We start from the raw sequence: 1,875 nt of genomic DNA on the forward strand, positions 1-1,875 counted from the left end.
TTCTTCTAATTTGTTATCATGTAATTTGTGTAGACACTCGTGAAACCGAAGTTTCCATTAAACTGTTTTTACTTCAAGATAAGGAGGTGATCCAACCCCAGGTTCCCCTAGGGTTACCTTGTTACGACTTCACCCCAGTCATGAAACACAAAGTGGTGACCGTCCTCCCGAAGGTTAAACTAGCCACTTCTTTTGCATCCCACTCCCATGGTGTGACGGGCGGTGTGTACAAGGCCCGGGAACGTATTCACCGTAGCATTCTGATCTACGATTACTAGCGATTCCGACTTCATGGAGTCGAGTTGCAGACTCCAATCCGGACTACGACAAGCTTTGTGGGATTCGCTCCACCTCGCGGTATTGCTGCCCTCTGTACTTGCCATTGTAGCACGTGTGTAGCCCATCCCGTAAGGGCCATGATGACTTGACGTCGTCCCCACCTTCCTCCGGTTTATCACCGGCAGTCTCCTTAGAGTTCCCGCCATAACGCGCTGGCAAATAAGGATAGGGGTTGCGCTCGTTGCGGGACTTAACCCAACATTTCACAACACGAGCTGACGACAGCCATGCAGCACCTGTCTCACAGTTCCCGAAGGCACAAGTCTATCTCTAGTCTCTTCTGTGGATGTCAAGGGATGGTAAGGTTCTTCGCGTTGCATCGAATTAAACCACATGCTCCACCGCTTGTGCGGGCCCCCGTCAATTCATTTGAGTTTTAACCTTGCGGCCGTACTCCCCAGGCGGTCAACTTAATGCGTTAGCTCCGCTACCCACGGATCAAGTCCACAGACAGCTAGTTGACATCGTTTACGGCGTGGACTACCAGGGTATCTAATCCTGTTTGCTCCCCACGCTTTCGTGCCTCAGCGTCAGTATCTGTCCAGGTGGCCGCCTTCGCCACTGATGTTCCTTCCAATCTCTACGCATTTCACCGCTACACTGGAAATTCCACCACCCTCTACAGTACTCTAGTTTGCCAGTTCAAAATGCAGTTCCAAGGTTGAGCCCTGGGCTTTCACATCTTGCTTAACAAACCGCCTACGCACGCTTTACGCCCAGTAATTCCGATTAACGCTCGCACCCTCCGTATTACCGCGGCTGCTGGCACGGAGTTAGCCGGTGCTTCTTCTGTTGCTAACGTCACAGCGAGCAGCTATTAACTACCCACCTTTCCTCACAACTGAAAGTGCTTTACAACCCGAAGGCCTTCTTCACACACGCGGCATGGCTGCATCAGGCTTTCGCCCATTGTGCAATATTCCCCACTGCTGCCTCCCGTAGGAGTCTGGGCCGTGTCTCAGTCCCAGTGTGGCTGATCATCCTCTCAAACCAGCTAGAGATCGTCGCCTTGGTGAGCCATTACCTCACCAACTAGCTAATCTCACTTGGGCTAATCAAATGGCAAGAGGTTCCGAAGAATCCCCCTCTTTGGTCCGTAGACGTTATGCGGTATTAGCAGTCGTTTCCAACTGTTGTCCCCCACCATATGGCATATTCCCAAGCATTACTCACCCGTCCGCCGCTCGTCAGCAAAGTAGCAAGCTACTCTCTGTTACCGCTCGACTTGCATGTGTTAAGCCTGCCGCCAGCGTTCAATCTGAGCCATGATCAAACTCTTCAATTAAAAAATCGTTTGTGATGCTTAGCCGAAACCAAGACATCTGCTCAATGAATTCTGTCGTGTTACCAACCGAAGCTGATAACTACATAAAACGTACTAATTAAATTAATAATTAATACTTAATCTGTGTGACATCATTATTAAACTGTTTTACGTCTTTCCTTGCCTCTCGTTAGAGAATTAAGAACCGACTATGTAAAATCAATGTAATGTGAGTGTCCACACAAATTGCATGATAACTAATTGTTAAAGAA

1 rRNA gene is annotated in these 1,875 nt (G+C 49.0%); it reads right to left on the reverse strand.

Annotated features, from left to right (window positions below):
- Nucleotides 1-79: 79 nt before the first annotated feature.
- Nucleotides 80-1,624: ribosomal RNA gene (locus H4J57_RS19350) — 16S ribosomal RNA — on the reverse strand.
- Nucleotides 1,625-1,875 lie beyond the last annotated feature (251 nt).

Source organism: Colwellia sp. BRX8-7 (genome assembly GCF_014077275.1).
In the GTDB taxonomy this organism is placed as follows: Bacteria; Pseudomonadota; Gammaproteobacteria; order Enterobacterales; family Alteromonadaceae; genus Colwellia_A.